The following is a 17,856-nucleotide window of genomic DNA, read 5'->3' as shown; positions in this document are numbered from 1 at the left end:
CACCGGCCGCCCCCCACGCGTGTACGGCTCGGCTCACTTCACGCCGAGGAGCTGCTCCACCGGGTCGATCGCGAAGTACACCAGGAACAGCACCGAGACGGCCCACAGCAGCCAGTTGACCTCCTTGGCCTTGCCCACGACCGCCTTGATGACGACGTAGGCGAGGAAGCCCGCGCCGATGCCGTCGGTGATGGAGTACGTGAAGGGCATCGCGGCGATGGTGAGGAAGGCCGGGACGGCGATCTCGTAGTCGTCCCAGTCGATGTGCTTGACGTGGGTCATCATCAGGAAGCCCACCGCGATCAGCGCGGGCGCCGCCGCCTGGAGCGGGACGATGGTGAGCAACGGGGTCAGGAAGAGCGCGAGTCCGAAGAGGCCGCCGGTGATCACGTTGGCGAAGCCGGTGCGGGCGCCCTCGCCGACCCCGGCGGCGGACTCGATGTAGGCGGTGTTGGAGGAGGCGGAGCCGACGCCGCCCGCGACGGCCGCGGCACCGTCGATGAAGAGCACCCGGCCGATGCCGGGCACCTTGCCCCGCTCGTCCAGGAGTCCGGCCTCGGCGCTGATGCCGACGATGGTGCCCATGGCGTCGAAGAAGTCGGACAGGACGAGGGTGAAGACCAGCAGGACGGCGGTCAGTACGCCCGCCTTGGCGAACCCGCCGAACAGGTCGAAGTGACCGACGAGCCCGAAGTCCGGCGCGGCGACGACGCTGTCGGGGACCTTCGGGGTGGTCAGTCCCCAACTCTTCACGTCCGCTATCGCGTTGACGACGATCGCGACGACGGTCATCGTGACGATGCTGATGAGGATCGCGCCCTTCACCTTGCGGGCGAGCAGGGCGATGGTGAGCAGGACGCCGATGCAGAAGACGAGGACGGGCCAGCCGGTCAGCCGGCCGGTGGCGCCGAGTTGCACGGGGACCGTGGTGTGGGCGGCGTCGGGGATGCGGCTGACGAAGCCCGAGTCCACGAGCCCGATGAAGGCGATGAACAGGCCGATACCGACGCCGATGGCCTGTTTGAGCTGCTGCGGGATGGCGTTCATGATCGCCTCGCGCAGTCCGGTGAGGACCAGGACGCAGATGACGACGCCCTCGATGACGACCAGACCCATCGCGTCGGACCAGCTCATCAGCGGGGCGAGCTGGAAGGCGACGACGGCGTTGAGGCCGAGGCCCGCGGCGATGGCGAGCGGGAGGTTGCCGCCGACGCCCATGACGATCGTCATCACGCAGGCCACCAGGGCGGTGGCCGTGACGAGTTGACCGGTGTCGAGGGTGTGCCCGAACTTGTCCTTGGCGCTGCCCAGGATGATCGGGTTGAGCACGAGGATGTAGGCCATGGTGAAGAACGTGGCGACGCCGCCGCGTATCTCACGCCCGAAGCTCGATCCCCGCTCGGATATCCGGAAGTACCGGTCGACCCCGTTGCCGGCGGGGGGCGCGGCTCTGCCGGGCTGTGAATCCACCTTCTGCGTCTCGGACATGGGCGTACTCCTCGTCGCGCCGCCGTGGCGGGTGTGGGTGCGGATGCTGGCTGGATTGTTCCCCTGTTCCACCGGTTTCAGGTTTTCCCCGTGTAACGGAATCGGACATGACTCCGGCCCCGGCGGGAGGGCCGGGGCCGGACGACAACTGCCGCTTCTGCCAAGCTCGGTTGAGCCTTAGCCGACGAAGTACGTCGGGTTGGGCAGCTTGTAGGTGCGGTCGGCGTAACCGCCGTCCAGGTCCGAGTACTGGTCGCCGAAGTTGGCGATGATGTCGTACCCGAGGTCCTTCTCGATGTGCTCGCGGGTGCCGCCCTTGTACTGCACGGTCGTGCAGGTCCAGGTGCCCGGCGTGGCGCAACCCGACAGGTAGGCGGGCGGGTTGGCCTTGTCCTTGAGGAACATGTGGGCCGGGTCGAGGTTCACGTCGGCGCCGACCTTCTTCAGGTTCTCGACCGCACCGGCGCGCTGCGACTCGCTGAGCCCGGAGTTGTAGAAGACGGTGACGCCCTTGGACTCGGCGTACCGTACGAGAGCCGGGCTGCCGAAGACCTCCGGCCGGTCGGCACGGTTGACGTAGTCGTTCCAAGTGGTCGGGTTGTACGTGTAGTTGTACCGCTTCTCGTAATCGAGGCTCAGCAGCAGCGTGTCGTCGATGTCGAACACGACGGCCGGCTTGCGCCCCCGGTGGTGCGCCTTGCGCGCCGCCTGGTCGATGTAGCGCTTGGCGTCGGCGTCGATCCGCGCCAGGTCGTCGGCGTACGGGCTGGCCGGCGACGCCTGGTACACCCCGTCGCTGTCGGCGGTGGTGCCGTAGTAGGTGTCGATGTCCTTGACCAGAACCCCGATGTTGTAGGGCTCGTGGGTGGAGTTCGCCGTCGACTGCCCGGCGGTGGCCGCACCGGCGCCGTACAGCAGTCCCCCGGCGAGCGCACAGGCGGCGGTGGCCGCCGCGATCCGCAGTGATTTATGCATGACAGGTTTTCTACGCGCGTCATCGCCGCGGCGGGGCGGACGTTGCACGATCGATATCAAGCCATGGCCCTCCGGGGGTACGGGACCGAACCGGACGAACTACCTCCGCCACGCCGGGTCACGGCCGCTCAGTCCGAGCGCCCGGTCCAGCAGGGGCGCGTCCACGGGGACCCGGACGATCGGGCCGAAGAGGCCGGCGGGGCGGTCGGGGAGGTCGGCGGCTGCCTGGAGGAAGGTGTGGGCGCAGAACAGGGCGTCGGGGTCGGGGGTGTAGGGGAGATCCAGGGCCCGGGCGAGGTCCCAGGCGTGGACGACCAGTTCGTCGGCGGCCACGGCGCCCGCGACCTCGCCGGGGAGGGCGACGCCACCGGCGCGGGTGTCGCCGGTCCAGGCGGACGGGTCGCGCCAGGCCTCGGCCAGGGCGTCCAGGGCCTTGGGCAGCTCCGTGCGCCAGTCCGGGGAGAGGACGGGCTTGGCGGTGGTGGGGGCGGTGTCGGTCCTCGGGCCGAAGTCCTTGAGCGCGGCCGAGCGGAAGGCGAGGGACAGGGTGTGCAGGTGGGCCAGCAGGTCACCGACCGTGTAGTCCGGGCACGGGGTGGGGACGGTCAGGTGGTCGTCGGCCACCTGGTCGGCAAGCCGGGCCACGATCCGGGTCTGGGGGCCGAGGTCGGGCAGCGGGGCGGTCGGATCGGTCATGGCGGGCTCCTCACGCGCAGGGGCACGGCGGGCGTTCGTGTCCGGAGGTATGACCCGGTCGAGGGGGTGAACTCATCGGCGCCTCCCCGGACGGACCCCTGACCGGCCCCGGATAGGGCATCCTCCCGATCCCCGAGCCCCCTCCTCAGACCCACGATCGGTGGGCATGACGACTTTCTCGACCGTGCGGCGCGTGCTGCGGGACCGGTCCGCGGGGCTGTGTCTGGCGACCACGGTGGTGTCCGGGTTCGGCTCGTCCGCGCTGTGGCTGGCGTCGGGGGTGTGGGTCAAGGACGTCACCGGGTCCGACGGGCTGGCGGCCCTGTGTGTGTTCGCCCTGTGGGCGCCCACCCTGGCCGGACCGGCCCTGGGCGCGCTCGCGGACCGCGTGCGCAGACGCCCCCTGATGATCACCATGAACCTGGCCCTGGCCGCCCTGCTGCTCCCGCTGACCGCCGTCGGCTCCCCCGCCCGCCTCTGGCTGCTGTTCACCGTGCTGTTCCTGTACGGCGCCGCCGACGCCGTGCACGACGCGGCCGAGTCGGCCCTGGTCGGAGCCGCCGTGGACCCGGAACTGCTCGGCGCCTTCAACGGGCTGCGCACGACCGCCAGGGAGGGCGTGAAGCTGCTCGCGCCTCTGGTGGGCGCCGGGCTCTACACCGCGTACGGCGGCCCGGCCGTCGCCCTGCTCGACGCGGCCACCTTCGTCCTTGCCGCCGCTCTGTGCGCCCTGTTGCGGGTACGCGAGGCGCGCCCGGGCGGACACGAGCCGCCGCACATCACCCAGGGAGTCCGCCACGTGTGGGCCCACCCCACCCTGCGAACGCTCGTCATGGCGGCCGGCACCACGATGCTGTTCGCCGCGCTGAACGGCGCCACGGTGTACGCCGTCGTGGACCGCCTCGGCCGCACCCCCGCCTACGCGGGCGTGCTGTACGCCGCCCAGGGCGCCGGTTCGGTGGTGATCGGCGTGGCCGCCGGACCGCTCCTCGCCCGGTTCGGAGCCCCCCGGTTCGCCGCGGCCGGGATCGCCCTGACGGCGCTCGCGGTGGCGGCACGGGTGGTGCCGTCCGCCCCGGTGGCGCTGGCGGCGGGCGCGGCGGCCGGGGTCGGGCTGCCGTGCGCGCTGATCGCGGCGTTCACGGCCGTGCAGCGCGGGACGCCCGAGGACCTGCTGGGCCGCGCCTCGGCCGCCACGAACACCCTGGTGTTCGCCCCGAACGTGCTGGGTCTGGCCCTCGGCGCCGCCCTGGTCGAGGCCGCCGACCTGCGGCTGCTCCTGCCCCTCTACGCCCTCCCCCTGCTGGTCACGGCGGCCCTTCTCGCTCAGTGCCCCGACAGCGCCTCGCGCACCGCGGCGAGGTCGCCGTCGGATGCCAACCCGGCGTGATAGAGCCGCAGTTCGGTGGCGCCGGCGTCCTGCGCCCGGGCCGCGTCGGCCGCGAGGGTGTCCGGGCTGCCGCCCAGTCCGGAGACGATGGTGAAGTTGGCGGCCAGGACCGTGTCGAGGCCGGCCCGTGCGGCGAAGGGCGTCAGCGTCGCCGTACCGCCCACGCAGGGGACCACCACACCATCCGCGACGGAGAGTATGTGGGCGGCATCCACCCCGGCGTTGGCGCCACAGTGGTACGCCACCGGGTCCGCGTGCAGGAGCACCTGGAAGCCCTCGGGTGCGGCGGCGCGTACGGCCGAGACGGCGGCCTCCTGAAGGGTGCGGGCGGTGTGCCCGCGCCAGGCCAGCGTCGCCGCCGCCGTGTCCGCGCCGAGCAGCCGCTCCACGTCCGCCCACCCCTCGCCGTCCGGCGCCCCGCGCCACACCGGCTCCAGGGCGCCCCGTACGACCGCCGCCAACTTGTCGGCGTCCAGGCCGTGTTCGCCGTACCCCTCCCGGCAGTCGGGGCAGAAGCACAGCGACATCAGATACTCGCCCGCGTCCCCGAGCGCGACCCCGCCCGTCTTGTCGTGGGCGTGCAGGTGCCGCAACCCGTACCAGCCGAGGGACTCCAGCTCGGTGCCGTGCGCGCCGGGGCGTACGGCGGCCTCGGCGGCCAGGTCCACCAGGTAGGCGCGGACGGCGGGCTGGGCGACGCAGGGCGCCCAGGGGTAGCGGTCGCCGTAGGCGTTGACGACCGAGGTGTGCGGATGCTCCGCGCCCAGACGGGAGTTGTGGGCGAGCACCACCCAGGTGTGCACCTCCAGACCCGCCGCCGCGAGCGCCCCGGCCGCCGCCCCCCAGGCGTCGCCGGGTGCCCAGTCGCCCGCAGCATGGGGGCGGAGCACACGACCCGCCCACCGGTCCCCCGGCGGATAGAGCACCGCCGCGTGCTCGGCGGTGACGATCCGGTGGCCGGGGTGGCGCGGGGTGAGCGCGCGGGTGGAGTGGTAGGCGGCGGCGAGCGTCGCCTGTTCCACGCCGAGCCCCGCGATCCGGTCGGCCGCGCCGGGATCACCGACCACGTCCCAGGGGTAGACGAACGCCGACGCCTTCACGTCCCCACCTCCGGCGGCACGGCCGGAGCAGCGTACGGGGTGTATCCCTGACCGGCGTCCAAGTCCATGAACAGCGGCACGCTACGGTCCCGTTCTCGGGCGGGTCAAGGCATCCAACAAGCCACCCGGACCCGGGTGTTCCGTCCCATGATGTCCCCTTGACCGGTCCCGGTGACGCTCCTTAGCTTGCCCATGTATGTGAATCACGTTCGCGCATACGACCGGCAGTCCAGCGGCAAGGAGACCACATGCCCGCCCCCCGCACAGCGCCCCGCACCATCCTGCTCACCGGCGCCTCCGGTGGAGTCGGCACCCTGATGCGCTCCCTGCTGCCGCGGTACGGCTACACGCTGCGCCTGCTGGACGCCCGTCCCGTCGAGGGCGAGCCGGACGCGATCACGGCCGATCTCGCGGACCTGGAGGCCCTGCGTGAGGCGGTGCGCGGGGTGGACGGGATCCTCCACCTCGCGGGCATCTCCCTGGAGGCGCCGTTCGAGAAGATCCTCCGCGCCAACATCGAGGGCACCTACCACCTCTACGAGGCCGCCCGTCTCGAAGGCGTCCCGCGCGTGGTCTTCGCCTCCTCCAACCACGCCGTCGGCTACACCCCCGCACCCCTCGACGGCGGCCGGCCGATCCCCGCCGGCACCCCGCACCGCCCGGACACCTTCTACGGCCTGTCCAAGTGCTTCGGCGAGGACCTGGCCCAGCTCTACTGGGACAAGCACGGCCTGGAGACCGTCTCCGTGCGCATCGGCTCCTGCTTCCCGGAGCCCACCAGCGTGCGGATGCTGTCGATCTGGCTCAGCCCCGCCGACGCCGCCCGCCTCTTCCACGCGGCCCTGACCGCCGAGGGCGTCGGCCACACGGTCGTCTACGGCGGCTCGGCCAACACCCGCGCGTGGATGGACCTGAGCGGCGCGCGGGCGCTCGGCTACGAGCCGCAGGACGACTCCGAGCCGTACGCGGCCGACCTGATCGCCAAGGAGGGCGAGCTGGACCCGGCGAACCCGGCCCACCACCACCTGGGCGGCCCCTTCCTCGTCGACCCGCCGATCTGGCCGTACTGAACCCCGCCGCACCCCGGTGCGGCCGAAAACGATCCCTCGTGGCGGCGGGCGGGCACCAAACGGGCCCGCCCGCCGCCGTTTCGGGCACTCCTCACGCCCGCTTCGATCTCCGTTCGGGCAGCCGCGCAGGTCCGGGGCGGGCATGGCGCTGTGTGAACGGGCACACACGGGCAGGATCGGACACCCAACAGACCTGGTCAGCGCCGCGCGACCGCTGTAGAACTCTCCCCAGGGCCCGAACGGGCATCTCAATGACGAGAGCGGGTGACTACATGGGCACCAACACGGCCGAGGAGCGCCAGCGCGCGATCGTGCGCGCGGCACGCGCCACCGGCGCCGTGGACGTCTCCGCCCTCGCCGCCGAGCTGGGCGTGGCCAAGGAGACCATCCGGCGCGATCTGCGCGCGCTGGAGGACCACGGCCTGGTCCGCCGCACGCACGGAGGCGCCTACCCGGTCGAGAGCGCCGGCTTCGAGACGACGCTCGCCTTCCGTGCCACCAGCCACGTTCCCGAGAAGCGCAGGATCGCGGCCGCCGCGGCCGAGCTGCTCGGGGACGCCGAGTCGGTCTTCGTCGACGAGGGCTTCACCCCGCAGCTCATCGCCGAGGCCCTCCCGGCCGACCGCCAGCTCACCGTGGTCACCGCCTCCCTGCCGGTCGCGGGCGCCCTCGCGGAGGCCGAGAACGTCTCGGTCCTGCTGCTCGGCGGCCGTGTCCGGGCCGGAACCCTCGCCACGGTCGACCACTGGACGACCAAGATGCTGGCCGGGTTCGTCCTGGACCTCGCGTTCGTCGGCGCCAACGGCATCTCCCGCGAACACGGTCTGACCACGCCCGATCCCGCCGTGAGCGAGGTCAAGGCGCAGGCCGTCCGGGCCTCGCGGCGCACGGTCTTCGCGGGCGTCCACACCAAGTTCGGGGCGGTCAGCTTCTGCCGGTTCGCCGATGTCGGCGCGGTGGACGCGATCGTCACGAGCACCCAGCTCCCGGCCGCCGAGGCCCACCGCTACTCACTCCTCGGGCCGCAGGTCATCAGGGTCTGACCGCGAGGCCCGAAGCCGCCTCTCCGCACGCACCGCCACCCACGTACCCGCACCACCCGGCCGTCCGCCGTACCCCCGGCGAGCCGCACGGCCGGTTCCGCCACACCCCGAGCACCACCCGAGCACCACCGGCAACACCCGCATCACCCACCTTCCGCTTACGGGACCGACAAGCGATCAGGAGCACCCCAGCCATGCCAACCCAGAGCCGACGTACGCCTCGCGTTCTCCTCGCCGCCGCTGCCGCGGGAACGCTCGTCTCGCCCCTGCTCACCGGCTGCGCGGGCGCGGGCGGCGCGGGAGGCGGCGGGTCCACCGCCCACTCCATCAACGTCCTGATGGTGAACAACCCGCAGATGGTGGAGCTGCAGAAGCTCACCGCCGCCAACTTCACCAAGAAGACCGGCATCAAGGTGAACTTCACGACGCTGCCGGAAAACGATGTCAGAGACAAGATCAGCCAGGACTTCGCCAACCAGGCGGGCCAGTACGACGTCGCGACCCTGAGCAACTACGAGATCCCGATCTACGCCAAGAACGGCTGGCTGCACTCGGTCGACAGCTACGTCAAGAGCGACAAGGGCTTCGACCAGCAGGACATCCTCACGCCGATGACGCAGGCGCTGACCGGCACGGACGGCAAGCTCTACGGCGAGCCCTTCTACGGCGAGTCCTCCTTCCTGATGTACCGCAAGGACGTCCTGGAGAAGAAGAAGCTGAACATGCCGGCCCACCCCACCTGGAAGCAGGTGGCCGACATCGCGGCGAAGGCGGACGGCGCCGAGCCCGGCATGAAGGGCATCTGCCTGCGCGGTCTGCCCGGCTGGGGCGAGGTCATCGCCCCGCTGACCACGGTGGTCAACACCTTCGGCGGCACCTGGTTCGACAAGGACTGGAACGCCCGTCTGACCTCCCCCGAGTTCAAGAAGGCCACGCAGTTCTACGTCGACCTGGTGCGCAAGCACGGTGAGTCGGGCGCGGCGCAGTCCGGCTACGCCGAGTGCCTGAACAACATGACCCAGGGCAAGACGGCCATGTGGTACGACGCCACGGCGGGCGCGGGCTCGCTGGAGGCGGCCGGTTCCCCGGTCAAGGGCAAGATCGGCTATGTGTCGGCCCCGGTCGAGAAGACCAAGAGCTCCGGCTGGCTCTACACCTGGGCGTGGGGCATCCAGAAGGCGTCCAAGCACCCCGACGACGCCTGGAAGTTCATCTCCTGGGCGTCCGGCAAGGGCTACGAGAACCTGGTCGGGCAGAAGGCCGGCTGGTCCAACGTGCCCGCGGGCAAGCGCGCCTCGACCTACGAGATCCCGCAGTACACCAAGGAGGCGGGCGCCTTCGCGGACGTCACCAAGGACGCCATCGCGAGCGCCGAGCCGAAGAACCCGGGCGTGCAGCCCCGGCCCGCGCCGGGCATCCAGTTCGTCGGCATCCCCGAGTTCACCGACCTGGGCACCAAGGTCGCCCAGGAGATCAGCTCCGCCATCGCCGGCCGTCAGTCGGTGGACAGCGCGCTGAAGAAGTCGCAGGCGTACGCCGAGGCCGTCGGCAAGAAGTACCGGAAGTAAAGAAGTACGAGGATCATGACCGTCACGACATCGGCCCCGGCCGCCGCCGCCACCGCGCGGCCGGCGGCCCGGCCCTCGGACCGCATCCGCGCGTGGGCGACCCGCGCCCCGCTCCTGCCCGCCCTGGTCTTCATGATCGCGGTGACCCAGTTGCCCTTCGTGGCCACGCTGGTGATCTCGTTCTTCGACTGGAACGCCCTCTACCCGAAGGCGCGTCATTTCGCCGGCGTCGACAACTACCGCCAGGTGCTGACCGACGCGGACCTGCGCCACTCGGTGTGGGTGACCGTGCTGCTCACCGTCGCGGTGGTGCTGACCAGCCTGATCATCGGGCTGGGTCTGGCGCTGCTGCTCGACCGGAAGTTCCCGGGCCGCGGCGTGGTGCGCACCCTGCTCATCGCGCCCTTCCTGGTGGTGCCCACGGCCGCCGCCCTGCTCTGGAAGCATGTGCTCTACAACCCGGAGTACGGTCTGTTCAATGGGTTGCTGCACTATGTGGGCGGCCCACAGCCCGACTGGATCTCGAACACCCCGCTGCTCGCGGTCGAGGCTTCGCTGGTGTGGCAGTGGACGCCGTTCATGATGCTGATCCTGCTGGCCGGACTGCAGAGCCGGGACCAGCAGCAGATCGAGGCCGCCCGGGTGGACGGGGCGAGCGACTGGCAGATCTTCCGCCATCTCACCCTGCCGCACCTGCGCCGTTACCTGGAACTGGGCGCCCTGCTGGGTTCCATCTACATCGTGCAGAACTTCGACGCGGTGTTCACGCTGACCTCCGGCGGTCTCGGCACCGCCAACCTGCCCTACACCGTGTACCAGACCTTCTACCAGGCGCACGAGAACGGCCTGGCCTCCGCCGCGGGCGTGCTCGTCGTCATCGGCTCCATCGTCATCGCGACCTTCGCCCTGCGCGTGGTGTCGTCCCTGTTCCGCGAGGAGGTGTCGCGCGGATGAGCGCCCTGACCGCGAAGCGGCGCGGCGGCATCGGTCTTGGCCTGGTGGCCTGGCTGGCCGGCATCGTCTTCTTCCTGCCCATCGCCTGGATGGCACTGACGTCCTTCCACTCCGAGACGGACGCGGCGACCAACCCGCCGTCCTTCGCCGCCGCCCTCACCCTGGACGGCTACCGCGACTTCTTCGGCGCGAACGGCGGGGCGAGCCCCTGGCCCGCGCTGATCAACTCGGCGATGGCGTCGGTGCTCTCGACCGTCTTCGTGCTGCTGCTCGCCCTTCCGGCGGCGTACGCGCTGTCGATCCGGCCGGTGAAGAAGTGGACGGACGTCCTGTTCTTCTTCCTGTCCACCAAGATGCTGCCGGCCGTGGCGGGCCTGCTGCCGCTGTACCTGTTCGCGAAGAACACCGGGATGCTGGACAACATCTGGCTCCTGGTCATCCTCTACACCTCGATGAACCTGCCGATCGCGGTGTGGATGATGCAGTCGTTCCTCGCCGAGGTGCCGGTCGCCATCATCGAGGCGGCCCGGGTGGACGGGGCGCCGCTGCCGATGATCCTGGCGCGCGTGGTGGCCCCGATCGCCCTTCCGGGCATCGCGGCGACGTCCCTGATCTGCTTCATCTTCAGTTGGAACGAGCTGCTGTTCGCCCGGGTCCTGACGGGCGTGGTCGCCCAGACCGCCCCCGTGTTCCTGACGAGCTTCATCACCAGCCAGGGCCTGTTCCTGGCCAAGGTGTGCGCCGCGTCGCTCGTCATCTCCCTGCCGGTGCTCGCCGCGGGGTTCGCCGCCCAGGACAAGCTGGTCCAGGGCCTGTCGCTTGGAGCCGTGAAATGAAGGCCGCCGTCATCGAGTCCGTGGGCCGCGCCGTCGTCATGGAGGTCCCCGACCCGACGCCCGGACCCCGCGAGGTCGTCGTCGAGGTCGCGGCCTGCGGCCTGTGCGGCACCGATCTGCACATCCTCCAGGGCGAGTTCGCGCCCAAGCTGCCGATCATCCCCGGCCACGAGTTCGCGGGCGAGGTCGTCGGGATCGGCAGCCAGGTCACCGAGGTCGCGGTCGGCGACCGGGTCGCCGTCGACCCCTCCCTCTACTGCTACGAGTGCCGGTTCTGCCGCGACGGCCACAACAACATGTGCGAGCGGTGGGCCGCGATCGGCGTGACCACGGCGGGCGGTGCCGCCCAGTTCGCGGTGGCCCCCGTGGCCAACTGCGTGAAGCTGCCCGAGCACGTGCGCACCGAGGACGCGGCCCTGATCGAGCCGCTGTCCTGCGCGGTGCGCGGCTACGACATCCTCAACTCCCGCCTCGGCGCCCATGTGCTGATCTACGGCTCGGGCACCATGGGCCTGATGATGACGGAGCTGGCCAAGCGCACCGGCGCCTCCAGCGTGGACGTCGTGGACATCAACCCCGCCCGGCTGGAGACCGCCAAGCAGCTCGGCGTCTCGGGCGCGGCGGCGAGCGCGGACGAGCTGGACCGGCCACAGGGCTGGGAGGTCGTGATCGACGCGACCGGCAACGCGGCGGCGATCCAGGACGGTCTGGGCCGGGTCGCGAAGGCGGGTACGTTCCTGCAGTTCGGCGTGGCCGACTACGCGACGCGGGTCACCATCGACCCGTACCGCATCTACAACCAGGAGATCACCATCACGGGCTCCATGGCCGTGCTGCACAGCTTCGAGCGGGCGGCGGAGCTGTTCGCGAACGGTGTGCTGAACCCGGAGGTGTTCATCAGCGACCGGATCGCGCTGGACAACTACCCGCAGGCGCTGGAGCAGTTCGCGGCGGGCGTCGGCCGCAAGATCGTCGTGGTGCCCTGACCGGGCACCGCCGCCGCCCCCGCCCGACCCGGGGCATCGCCTGGTGCCGTGACCCGAACGGGGGTCGCGGCACCGGGTAAGGGAACGGCAAAGTGATGTCGTTCGTTCATCCGGCATGACCGCTATGACCCCCGGTTCGAACGTCCCGCTGCCGGCCGCCCGTGTCTCCGTGGACGTCGCCGCGCCCGTACGGCTCGACGTGTCGGGCCTGCTGCTCACCGCCGACGGCAAGGTGCGCTCCGACGACGACTTCATCTTCTACAACCAGCCGTCCGGCCCCGGCGTGTCCTACGCCTCCGGCGGAGGCGGGGCGCCTGACTCGATCACGGTGGACACCGCCGCCGTGCCGCCGGACATCGAGAAGATCGTGGTGACCGCGAGCCCGGACGCGGCGGGCCAGACCTTCCAGGGCATCGAGCCGACGGCCACGATCCGCGACGCGGACGGCGGCGCGGTCCTGGCCACCTTCACCCCGCCGCACCTGGGCGGCGAGACCGCACTGGTGGTCGTGGAGGTCTACCGGCGCAACGGCCAGTGGAAGGCCCGCGCGGTCGGCCAGGGCTATGCGAACGGTCTGGCGGGCATCGCCACGGACTTCGGCGTGACAGTGGAGGAGCCGGCCCAGGCGGCGCCCCAGGCCCCCGCTCCCCCACAGCCCGCGGCCCAGCCGGCCGCCGCACCCCCGATGCCGTCCGCTCCCCCGGCCCAGCCCGCTCCGCCCGCTCCCGGCGCGGGCAAGGTCAACCTGGACAAGGGCCGGGTCAGCCTCCGCAAGAACGAGACGGTGTCGCTGGTCAAGGGCGGCACCCCGCTGCTCTCCCGGGTCCAGATGGGCCTCGGCTGGGAGCCCGCCTACCGGGGCAAGGACATCGACCTGGACGCCTCGGTCATCGCCTACGGCCCGCAGCGCAACGCGGTCGACGCCTGCTACTTCGGCAAGCTGTCGATCCTGAACGGCGCGATCAAGCACTCCGGCGACAACCTCACCGGCGAGGGCGGCGGGGACGACGAGGTGATCACGGTCGACCTCGGCCGCATCCCCCAGGAGGTCACCGGTCTGGTCTTCACCGTCAACTCCTTCTCCGGCCAGAAGTTCACCGAGGTCGCCAAGGCGTACTGCCGCCTGATCGACCCGGTGACCGGCGACGAACTCGTCCGCTTCGACCTGACCTCCGCCGAGCCCCAGACCGGCGTCCTCATGGCCAAACTCATCCGCCAGTACTCCGGCGAATGGGACATGACCGCCCTCGGCGACTTCGTGAAGGCCCGCACGGTGAAGAACATGACGGACCCGGGCGCCCGGGCCCTGTGACGGTCCCCGCGCTCAGCACACGCCGGCCGCCGGTCTCCTCCGCCGCCCCTCCGGGGTGAAGCGGAAGGACCGGCGGAACGGCTCGTCGGAGCGGCGGACGGCGAGAAGCGACGGCTGTTCACGCCCGGCGTCCGCCGACGCGCCGTCGTTCCACAGGTCGAAGAGAATCATCGGCCGCGTGAGGTCGGCGCAGAGATGGCCGAGCGTCTTCCCGTACCTCGGGTTGCTCCCTCCGAACAGGACGGAGGGAGCGCCGAACTCGGCGGTGATGTCCGGCCATGTCCGGTCCTCCCGCGCCCACTCCTCGACCCGCCCGGCGAGCGCCTCGTACTCCTCGGACGTGAGCGTGCGGTCCGGCACGAGCCAGCCGCGCCGCCGGGCGAACTCGGCGTACACGGAGGCCGGTCCGCACTCGTAGGAGCGGCCGGGGATCAGGTCGCGGAAGGCACCGGTCACTCCCAGCGGCGACCAGGCCCCCTCCTCCTCCCACCTGCCCCGCAGTTCCTCCCAGGCGCCCGGGTCCCGCTCCACGAAGAGCAGATGCCCGACCAGGGCGCGCAGCGCCGGTTCGCCTCCGTACATCCCGGGGCTGCGGAGCGCCGAGTTGAGCTGCCCGACGAAGTAGGCATGAATTTCTTCGGTGGTCGCGTACGTGGGCGGAAGCGTCATCCGCCCAGTCTTCTACGGCCGCAGCCCCTCCGTCAGCATCGACAGATAGCGGCGGATCTCCCGGCCCTCGCCGTCGGCCAGCTCCGAGGCGGTGGCGACTCCGTGGGCCAGGCGGAGGAGATCGACCGGGGAGAGGTCGGTGCGGAGGGTGCCTTCGGCCTGGGCGGCGGACACCAGGCGGGTCACCGCGCCCTTGACCACGGCGCCGCAGGTGGTCAGCGGGACCGAGGTGCCGTCGGTGACGGCCTTGCCCAGCAGGGACTTCATGCCGCGGACCTGGATCGAGGCGACACAGAGTTCGTAGAGCCACTCCGAGAGGGCCTCGCCCGGGGGCAGGCGTTCGGCGAGGTCGTCGGCACGGGCGCCGAGGGCCTCGATCCGTTCCACGTACGCCGCCTCCAGCAGTGCCTGGCGGGTCGGGAAGTGCCGGTAGAGAGTCCCGGAGCCCACCCCGGCGCGCTTGGCGATGTCGTCGAGCGACGCGTTCTCCCCATGCTCGGCGAACGCCTCGGCAGCCACCTCCAGCAACCGCTCATAGTTCCGTCGAGCGTCCGCCCGCATGGGCCTGACCTGCGCCATCACCTGACTCCTTGCAAACCGGAGACCGTCTCCGTATCTTGTCGAGCACTAAGCGGAGACTGTCCCCGCTTACTGCCGTCGTCCTCCGCGGACAGGACCCTGCCCGTCCTGCCCGGACGCGCCGCCGCGCCCGGGGACCTGGCCCAGAACCGGGAGCGCCCTCATGCCGACCCCGCCCAACCTGTCCAGCACACCCGACGCCGCCACCGCCTTATCCACGACCGAGCGGCCGCCCGGCCTCACCCTCCTCGTCGTCGTCACCGCCTACCTGATGGTCGGTGTGGACTCCACCGTCGTCAACGTCGCACTGCCCGACATCGCCTCGGACCTCCACTTCAGCCGCACCGGACTGTCCTGGGTCCTCAACGCCTACACTCTCGCGTTCGGCGGCCTGCTGCTGCTCGGCGGCCGGACCGGCGACATCGCCGGGCGTCGCCGCACCCTCACCGCGGGCACCCTGCTGTTCGCCCTCTCCTCCCTGCTCGGCGGGCTCGCCCCGGACAGCGGCTGGCTGCTCGCCGCCCGCGCGCTCCAGGGAGTCGGCGCCGCGCTGATCGCACCGAGCACGCTCGCCCTGATCACCACCAACTTTCCCGAGGGGCCGCGCCGCCACCACGCCCTGAGCGTCTACGCCGCGATGGGCGGCGTCGGCGGCTCGCTCGGTCTGCTCCTCGGCGGCGCCCTCACCTCGCTCGCCTCCTGGCGCTGGGCCCTGCTGGTCAACGTGCCCATCGGCCTCGCCGTCGCCTGCGCGCTCCCCCGGTCCGTCACCGAGACCCCACGCCACGCGGGCCGCTTCGATCTGGCCGGGGCACTCACCGGTACGGCCGGGACGACCTCGCTGGTGTACGCGTTCATCCGTGTCTCGGAGGCGAGTTGGAGCGACACCCGCGCCCTGCTCGGCTTCACGGCCGCCGCCGCCCTCCTCACCGGCTTCGCCCTCGTCGAGGCCCGCACGCCCCAACCGGTCCTGCCACTGCGCCTGTTCGCGGACCGCGACCGCGCGGGCGGCTACGCGGGCATCCTGCTGCTCCCGGCGGGGATGTTCGGCGCCTTCTACTTCCTCACCCTGATCTGCCAACAGGTCCTGGACTACAGTCCGTTGCGTACCGGAGTCGCCTTCCTGCCGATGACCCTGGTGATGTTCACGACCGTACGGCTCGTGCCGCGCCTGCTCGCCCGGTTCGGTGCCAAGCCGGTGCTGCTGACCGGGATGACTCTGGTCGCCGTGGCGAGCGTCCTGCTGTGGACCCTGAACCCGGGGGACGGTTACGCCGCCGGACTCCTCGGCCCGCTCCTGCTCCTGGGCCTCGGCGTCGGCCTGAGCTTCATGCCGCTGAACGCCACGATCCTGGCCGCCGTCGCCCCGGCGGACGCGGGCGCGGCGTCCGGACTGCTCCAGACCCTGCAGTGGATCGGCGGCACGCTCGGCCTGTCCGTCCTGGTCACGGTCTACGGAACGGCGACCCGGCACACGACCGGCTCCCCGGACGCCGTCCTGGTGCACGGCGCGGCCCACGCGTTCGGCGCGGGCGCGCTGATCGCGGTGGCGGCGCTGACGACGGCGGCCGTGGTCCTCACCGGGCGGCGGACAGCGGGCCCGGGGAGGACGCCGTGAGCGGCCGCGAACCCGAGGAGAACGCCGTAGGCCCGCTCGGACGGCGGACCGCGGTCACCTCGCTCAAAGCCCCTGCTGCGACCGTGCCTTGAACGCCGCCTTGCGGGCCTCCTTCGCCACCCGCTTGTCCGGGTGGAGCCGGCCCATCGCCTCCAGTACCTCCGGGGTCGCGGGGTGGTCCACGCGCCAGGCGGCGGCGAAGAAGCCGCTGTGCTGGGCGGCCAGTCCCTCGACCAGTGCCTGGAGTTCCTCGGAGTTCCCCTCGGCCTGGAGCTGGGCGGCGACGGTGTCGACGGTCAGCCAGAACACCAGGTCCTCGGTGGGCGGGGGCACATCGGCCGCGCCGCGCTCGCTGAGCCAGACCCGGGCAAGGCCGCCCAGCTCCGGGTCGTCCAGTACCTCGCGCAGGGCGGGGTCCGCCTCCGGACCGACCAGGGACAGCGCCTGCTGGCAGTGCAGCCGCCGCAGCGGGGCCCCCGCGTCGGTGCCCCGCGCGGCCGCGAGCAACTCCCGCGCGGCGGCCAGCGGTTCGCGCTCGGCGAGCCACCGCTCGGTCTCGGCGAGCGCGGCCCGCGGGCCGAACCCGGCGGTGCCGTCGAGCAGCGCGTCGGCGCCCTTGTCCGCGAAGTCGCCGACCGCCGGCGCCTCGAACCCGGCCTCCAGCAGCCGGGCGCGCATCCCGTACACCCCGAGCGGGGTGAGGCGGACCATGCCGTAGCGGGCGATGTCGTCCTCGTCCACGGGCGCGGCGGGCTCGGTGTCGGCATCGCCCAGCAGCGCCTCGTCCATCGGCTCGTACTCCACCACGCCGACCGGCGCGAGCAGCCGGAACTGGTCGTCGAGACGCATCATCGCGTCGGAGACCTGCTCCAGGACGGCGTCGCTGGGGTCCTCCATGTCGCCGGGCACGATCACGGAGGCGGCGAGGGCGGGCAGCGGCACCGGGCTCTCGCCGGGACCGTCCTCGCCGGCGGACAGCAGATAGAGATTGCCGAGGACGTTGTCGAGGAACTCCGCCTCCGCCTCGGGGTCCCAGCCGAGCGACGCGAAGTCGATCTCGCCGCCCTCCTCCAGGGCGTCGACCAGACCGTCGAGGTCGGGCACGCTCGCGTCCGCGAGGACCGTCTCCAGGGCGGCCAGCCAGATGCCGAGCACGTCCTGCGGGGAGCCGGTGAGCAGGGCGAGGCCCTCGCCGGGCGCCACGGTCCCGGCCTCCTCGTCGGTGATCTCGACCAGCCCGGCGTCCACCGCGACCCGCCACGCCCCGGCGGCGTCGGCGGCCGCGTCCTCGTCGTCCAGCCCGAGCAGCGCGGCGGCGGCCGGGAGCTGCTCCTCGACCAGGCTGCCGCCCGCGTCCACCCGGGTCTCGGGACCGGCCCAGCGGGCGAGACGGGCGGCGCGGGAGAGCAGCGGGGTGGACAGCGCGGCGCGCGCCAGCTCCGCTTCGGGGCGCAGCCGCACGGGCGGCAGGGGTGCGCTGTCTGACATCGGCTGGTTCTCCTCGGACCGTGAACGGGCTCGACCGCTCAGCCTAGACGGGTTTCCTCCACGGTCCCCCAGTTCATCCGTGCG

16 protein-coding genes are annotated in these 17,856 nt (G+C 71.8%); 9 read left to right on the top strand and 7 right to left on the bottom strand.

The window, feature by feature from the left end; genetic code table 11:
* Positions 1–33 precede the first annotated feature (33 nt).
* The 3 genes from ACWEEU_RS26155 to ACWEEU_RS26145 form a co-directional block, all read right to left on the bottom strand.
* Positions 34–1,488, bottom strand: a complete 1,455-nt coding sequence (locus ACWEEU_RS26155; protein WP_385749232.1) for an NCS2 family permease — start codon at positions 1,486–1,488, stop codon at positions 34–36.
* Positions 1,489–1,665: 177 nt separating this feature from the next.
* The gene (locus ACWEEU_RS26150) at positions 1,666–2,463 is read right to left on the bottom strand and encodes an HAD family acid phosphatase (RefSeq protein WP_385749231.1); all 798 of its coding nucleotides are present in this window, start codon (positions 2,461–2,463) and stop codon (positions 1,666–1,668) included.
* Between the two features lie 99 nt (positions 2,464–2,562).
* Entirely contained in the window at positions 2,563–3,159 is a 597-nt protein-coding gene (locus ACWEEU_RS26145; protein WP_451735329.1) for a TIGR03086 family metal-binding protein, read from the bottom strand.
* A gap of 166 nt (positions 3,160–3,325) precedes the next feature.
* Between ACWEEU_RS26145 and ACWEEU_RS26140 the strand changes: the two genes are divergently transcribed.
* The gene (locus ACWEEU_RS26140; RefSeq protein WP_451735327.1) at positions 3,326–4,549 is read left to right on the top strand and encodes an MFS transporter; all 1,224 of its coding nucleotides are present in this window, start codon (positions 3,326–3,328) and stop codon (positions 4,547–4,549) included.
* Here the strand turns inward: ACWEEU_RS26140 and ACWEEU_RS26135 are convergent.
* Positions 4,486–5,649 carry a hypothetical protein gene (locus tag ACWEEU_RS26135; protein ID WP_451735325.1) on the bottom strand — a complete coding sequence of 388 codons (1,164 nt, stop codon included), beginning with the start codon at positions 5,647–5,649 and terminating at the stop codon, positions 4,486–4,488. The genes ACWEEU_RS26140 and ACWEEU_RS26135 overlap by 64 nt on opposite strands.
* Before the next feature lie 248 nt (positions 5,650–5,897).
* Between ACWEEU_RS26135 and ACWEEU_RS26130 the strand changes: the two genes are divergently transcribed.
* From ACWEEU_RS26130 to ACWEEU_RS26100, 7 genes are all read left to right on the top strand, one after another.
* Positions 5,898–6,719 (top strand): NAD-dependent epimerase/dehydratase family protein, encoded by an 822-nt coding sequence (locus ACWEEU_RS26130; RefSeq protein ID WP_385749220.1) that lies wholly within the window; start codon positions 5,898–5,900, stop codon positions 6,717–6,719.
* A 272-nt stretch (positions 6,720–6,991) separates the two neighbouring features.
* Complete coding sequence (locus ACWEEU_RS26125) at positions 6,992–7,762, top strand: DeoR/GlpR family DNA-binding transcription regulator (RefSeq protein ID WP_385745879.1); 771 nt, start codon at positions 6,992–6,994, stop codon at positions 7,760–7,762.
* Between the two features lie 194 nt (positions 7,763–7,956).
* Positions 7,957–9,330, top strand: a complete 1,374-nt coding sequence (locus ACWEEU_RS26120) for an ABC transporter substrate-binding protein (RefSeq protein WP_385745881.1) — start codon at positions 7,957–7,959, stop codon at positions 9,328–9,330.
* 15 nt (positions 9,331–9,345) lie between these two features.
* Positions 9,346–10,284: a carbohydrate ABC transporter permease gene (locus tag ACWEEU_RS26115; RefSeq protein WP_451735322.1), complete on the top strand. Its 939-nt coding sequence runs from the start codon at positions 9,346–9,348 to the stop codon at positions 10,282–10,284.
* Complete coding sequence (locus tag ACWEEU_RS26110) at positions 10,281–11,120, top strand: carbohydrate ABC transporter permease (RefSeq protein WP_385745885.1); 840 nt, start codon at positions 10,281–10,283, stop codon at positions 11,118–11,120. The genes ACWEEU_RS26115 and ACWEEU_RS26110 overlap by 4 nt, the downstream gene beginning before the upstream one ends.
* Positions 11,117–12,106, top strand: coding sequence for a zinc-dependent alcohol dehydrogenase family protein (locus tag ACWEEU_RS26105; protein WP_451735320.1), 990 nt, complete (start codon positions 11,117–11,119; stop codon positions 12,104–12,106). Before ACWEEU_RS26110 ends, ACWEEU_RS26105 begins: the two co-directional genes overlap by 4 nt.
* Before the next feature lie 124 nt (positions 12,107–12,230).
* Positions 12,231–13,418 (top strand): TerD family protein, encoded by a 1,188-nt coding sequence (locus tag ACWEEU_RS26100; protein ID WP_385745938.1) that lies wholly within the window; start codon positions 12,231–12,233, stop codon positions 13,416–13,418.
* A 12-nt stretch (positions 13,419–13,430) separates the two neighbouring features.
* On the opposite strand, the gene ACWEEU_RS26095 is transcribed toward ACWEEU_RS26100, so the two are convergent.
* The gene (locus ACWEEU_RS26095; protein WP_385745889.1) at positions 13,431–14,087 is read right to left on the bottom strand and encodes a hypothetical protein; all 657 of its coding nucleotides are present in this window, start codon (positions 14,085–14,087) and stop codon (positions 13,431–13,433) included.
* Positions 14,088–14,099: 12 nt separating this feature from the next.
* Positions 14,100–14,666, bottom strand: coding sequence for a TetR/AcrR family transcriptional regulator (locus ACWEEU_RS26090; protein WP_385745890.1), 567 nt, complete (start codon positions 14,664–14,666; stop codon positions 14,100–14,102).
* 163 nt (positions 14,667–14,829) lie between these two features.
* Between ACWEEU_RS26090 and ACWEEU_RS26085 the strand changes: the two genes are divergently transcribed.
* Positions 14,830–16,284, top strand: coding sequence for an MFS transporter (locus tag ACWEEU_RS26085; protein WP_451735317.1), 1,455 nt, complete (start codon positions 14,830–14,832; stop codon positions 16,282–16,284).
* A 63-nt stretch (positions 16,285–16,347) separates the two neighbouring features.
* Here the strand turns inward: ACWEEU_RS26085 and ACWEEU_RS26080 are convergent, their stop codons facing one another.
* On the bottom strand, positions 16,348–17,772 hold the full coding sequence (locus tag ACWEEU_RS26080; protein WP_385745894.1) for a hypothetical protein: 1,425 nt from the start codon (positions 17,770–17,772) through the stop codon (positions 16,348–16,350).
* Between the last annotated feature and the right edge of the window lie 84 nt (positions 17,773–17,856).

This window comes from Streptomyces sp. NPDC005004 (genome assembly GCF_053600675.1).
The sequence above is the reverse complement of the archived record's forward strand: the minus strand, read 5'-3'. Positions and strand labels throughout refer to the sequence as shown.

What these genes read in the sequence shown, in the direction of transcription:
- ACWEEU_RS26150 (WP_385749231.1), bottom strand. Translation starts at nt 2,463, where the DNA reads ATGCATAAATCACTGCGGATCGCGGCGGCCACCGCCGCCTGTGCGCTC.
- ACWEEU_RS26105 (WP_451735320.1), top strand. Translation starts at nt 11,117, where the DNA reads ATGAAGGCCGCCGTCATCGAGTCCGTGGGCCGCGCCGTCGTCATGGAG.
- ACWEEU_RS26155 (WP_385749232.1), bottom strand. Translation starts at nt 1,488, where the DNA reads ATGTCCGAGACGCAGAAGGTGGATTCACAGCCCGGCAGAGCCGCGCCC.
- ACWEEU_RS26095 (WP_385745889.1), bottom strand. Translation starts at nt 14,087, where the DNA reads ATGACGCTTCCGCCCACGTACGCGACCACCGAAGAAATTCATGCCTAC.
- ACWEEU_RS26100 (WP_385745938.1), top strand. Translation starts at nt 12,231, where the DNA reads ATGACCCCCGGTTCGAACGTCCCGCTGCCGGCCGCCCGTGTCTCCGTG.
- ACWEEU_RS26140 (WP_451735327.1), top strand. Translation starts at nt 3,326, where the DNA reads ATGACGACTTTCTCGACCGTGCGGCGCGTGCTGCGGGACCGGTCCGCG.
- ACWEEU_RS26090 (WP_385745890.1), bottom strand. Translation starts at nt 14,666, where the DNA reads ATGGCGCAGGTCAGGCCCATGCGGGCGGACGCTCGACGGAACTATGAG.
- ACWEEU_RS26120 (WP_385745881.1), top strand. Translation starts at nt 7,957, where the DNA reads ATGCCAACCCAGAGCCGACGTACGCCTCGCGTTCTCCTCGCCGCCGCT.
- ACWEEU_RS26130 (WP_385749220.1), top strand. Translation starts at nt 5,898, where the DNA reads ATGCCCGCCCCCCGCACAGCGCCCCGCACCATCCTGCTCACCGGCGCC.
- ACWEEU_RS26085 (WP_451735317.1), top strand. Translation starts at nt 14,830, where the DNA reads ATGCCGACCCCGCCCAACCTGTCCAGCACACCCGACGCCGCCACCGCC.
- ACWEEU_RS26125 (WP_385745879.1), top strand. Translation starts at nt 6,992, where the DNA reads ATGGGCACCAACACGGCCGAGGAGCGCCAGCGCGCGATCGTGCGCGCG.
- ACWEEU_RS26110 (WP_385745885.1), top strand. Translation starts at nt 10,281, where the DNA reads ATGAGCGCCCTGACCGCGAAGCGGCGCGGCGGCATCGGTCTTGGCCTG.
- ACWEEU_RS26115 (WP_451735322.1), top strand. Translation starts at nt 9,346, where the DNA reads ATGACCGTCACGACATCGGCCCCGGCCGCCGCCGCCACCGCGCGGCCG.
- ACWEEU_RS26145 (WP_451735329.1), bottom strand. Translation starts at nt 3,159, where the DNA reads ATGACCGATCCGACCGCCCCGCTGCCCGACCTCGGCCCCCAGACCCGG.
- ACWEEU_RS26080 (WP_385745894.1), bottom strand. Translation starts at nt 17,772, where the DNA reads ATGTCAGACAGCGCACCCCTGCCGCCCGTGCGGCTGCGCCCCGAAGCG.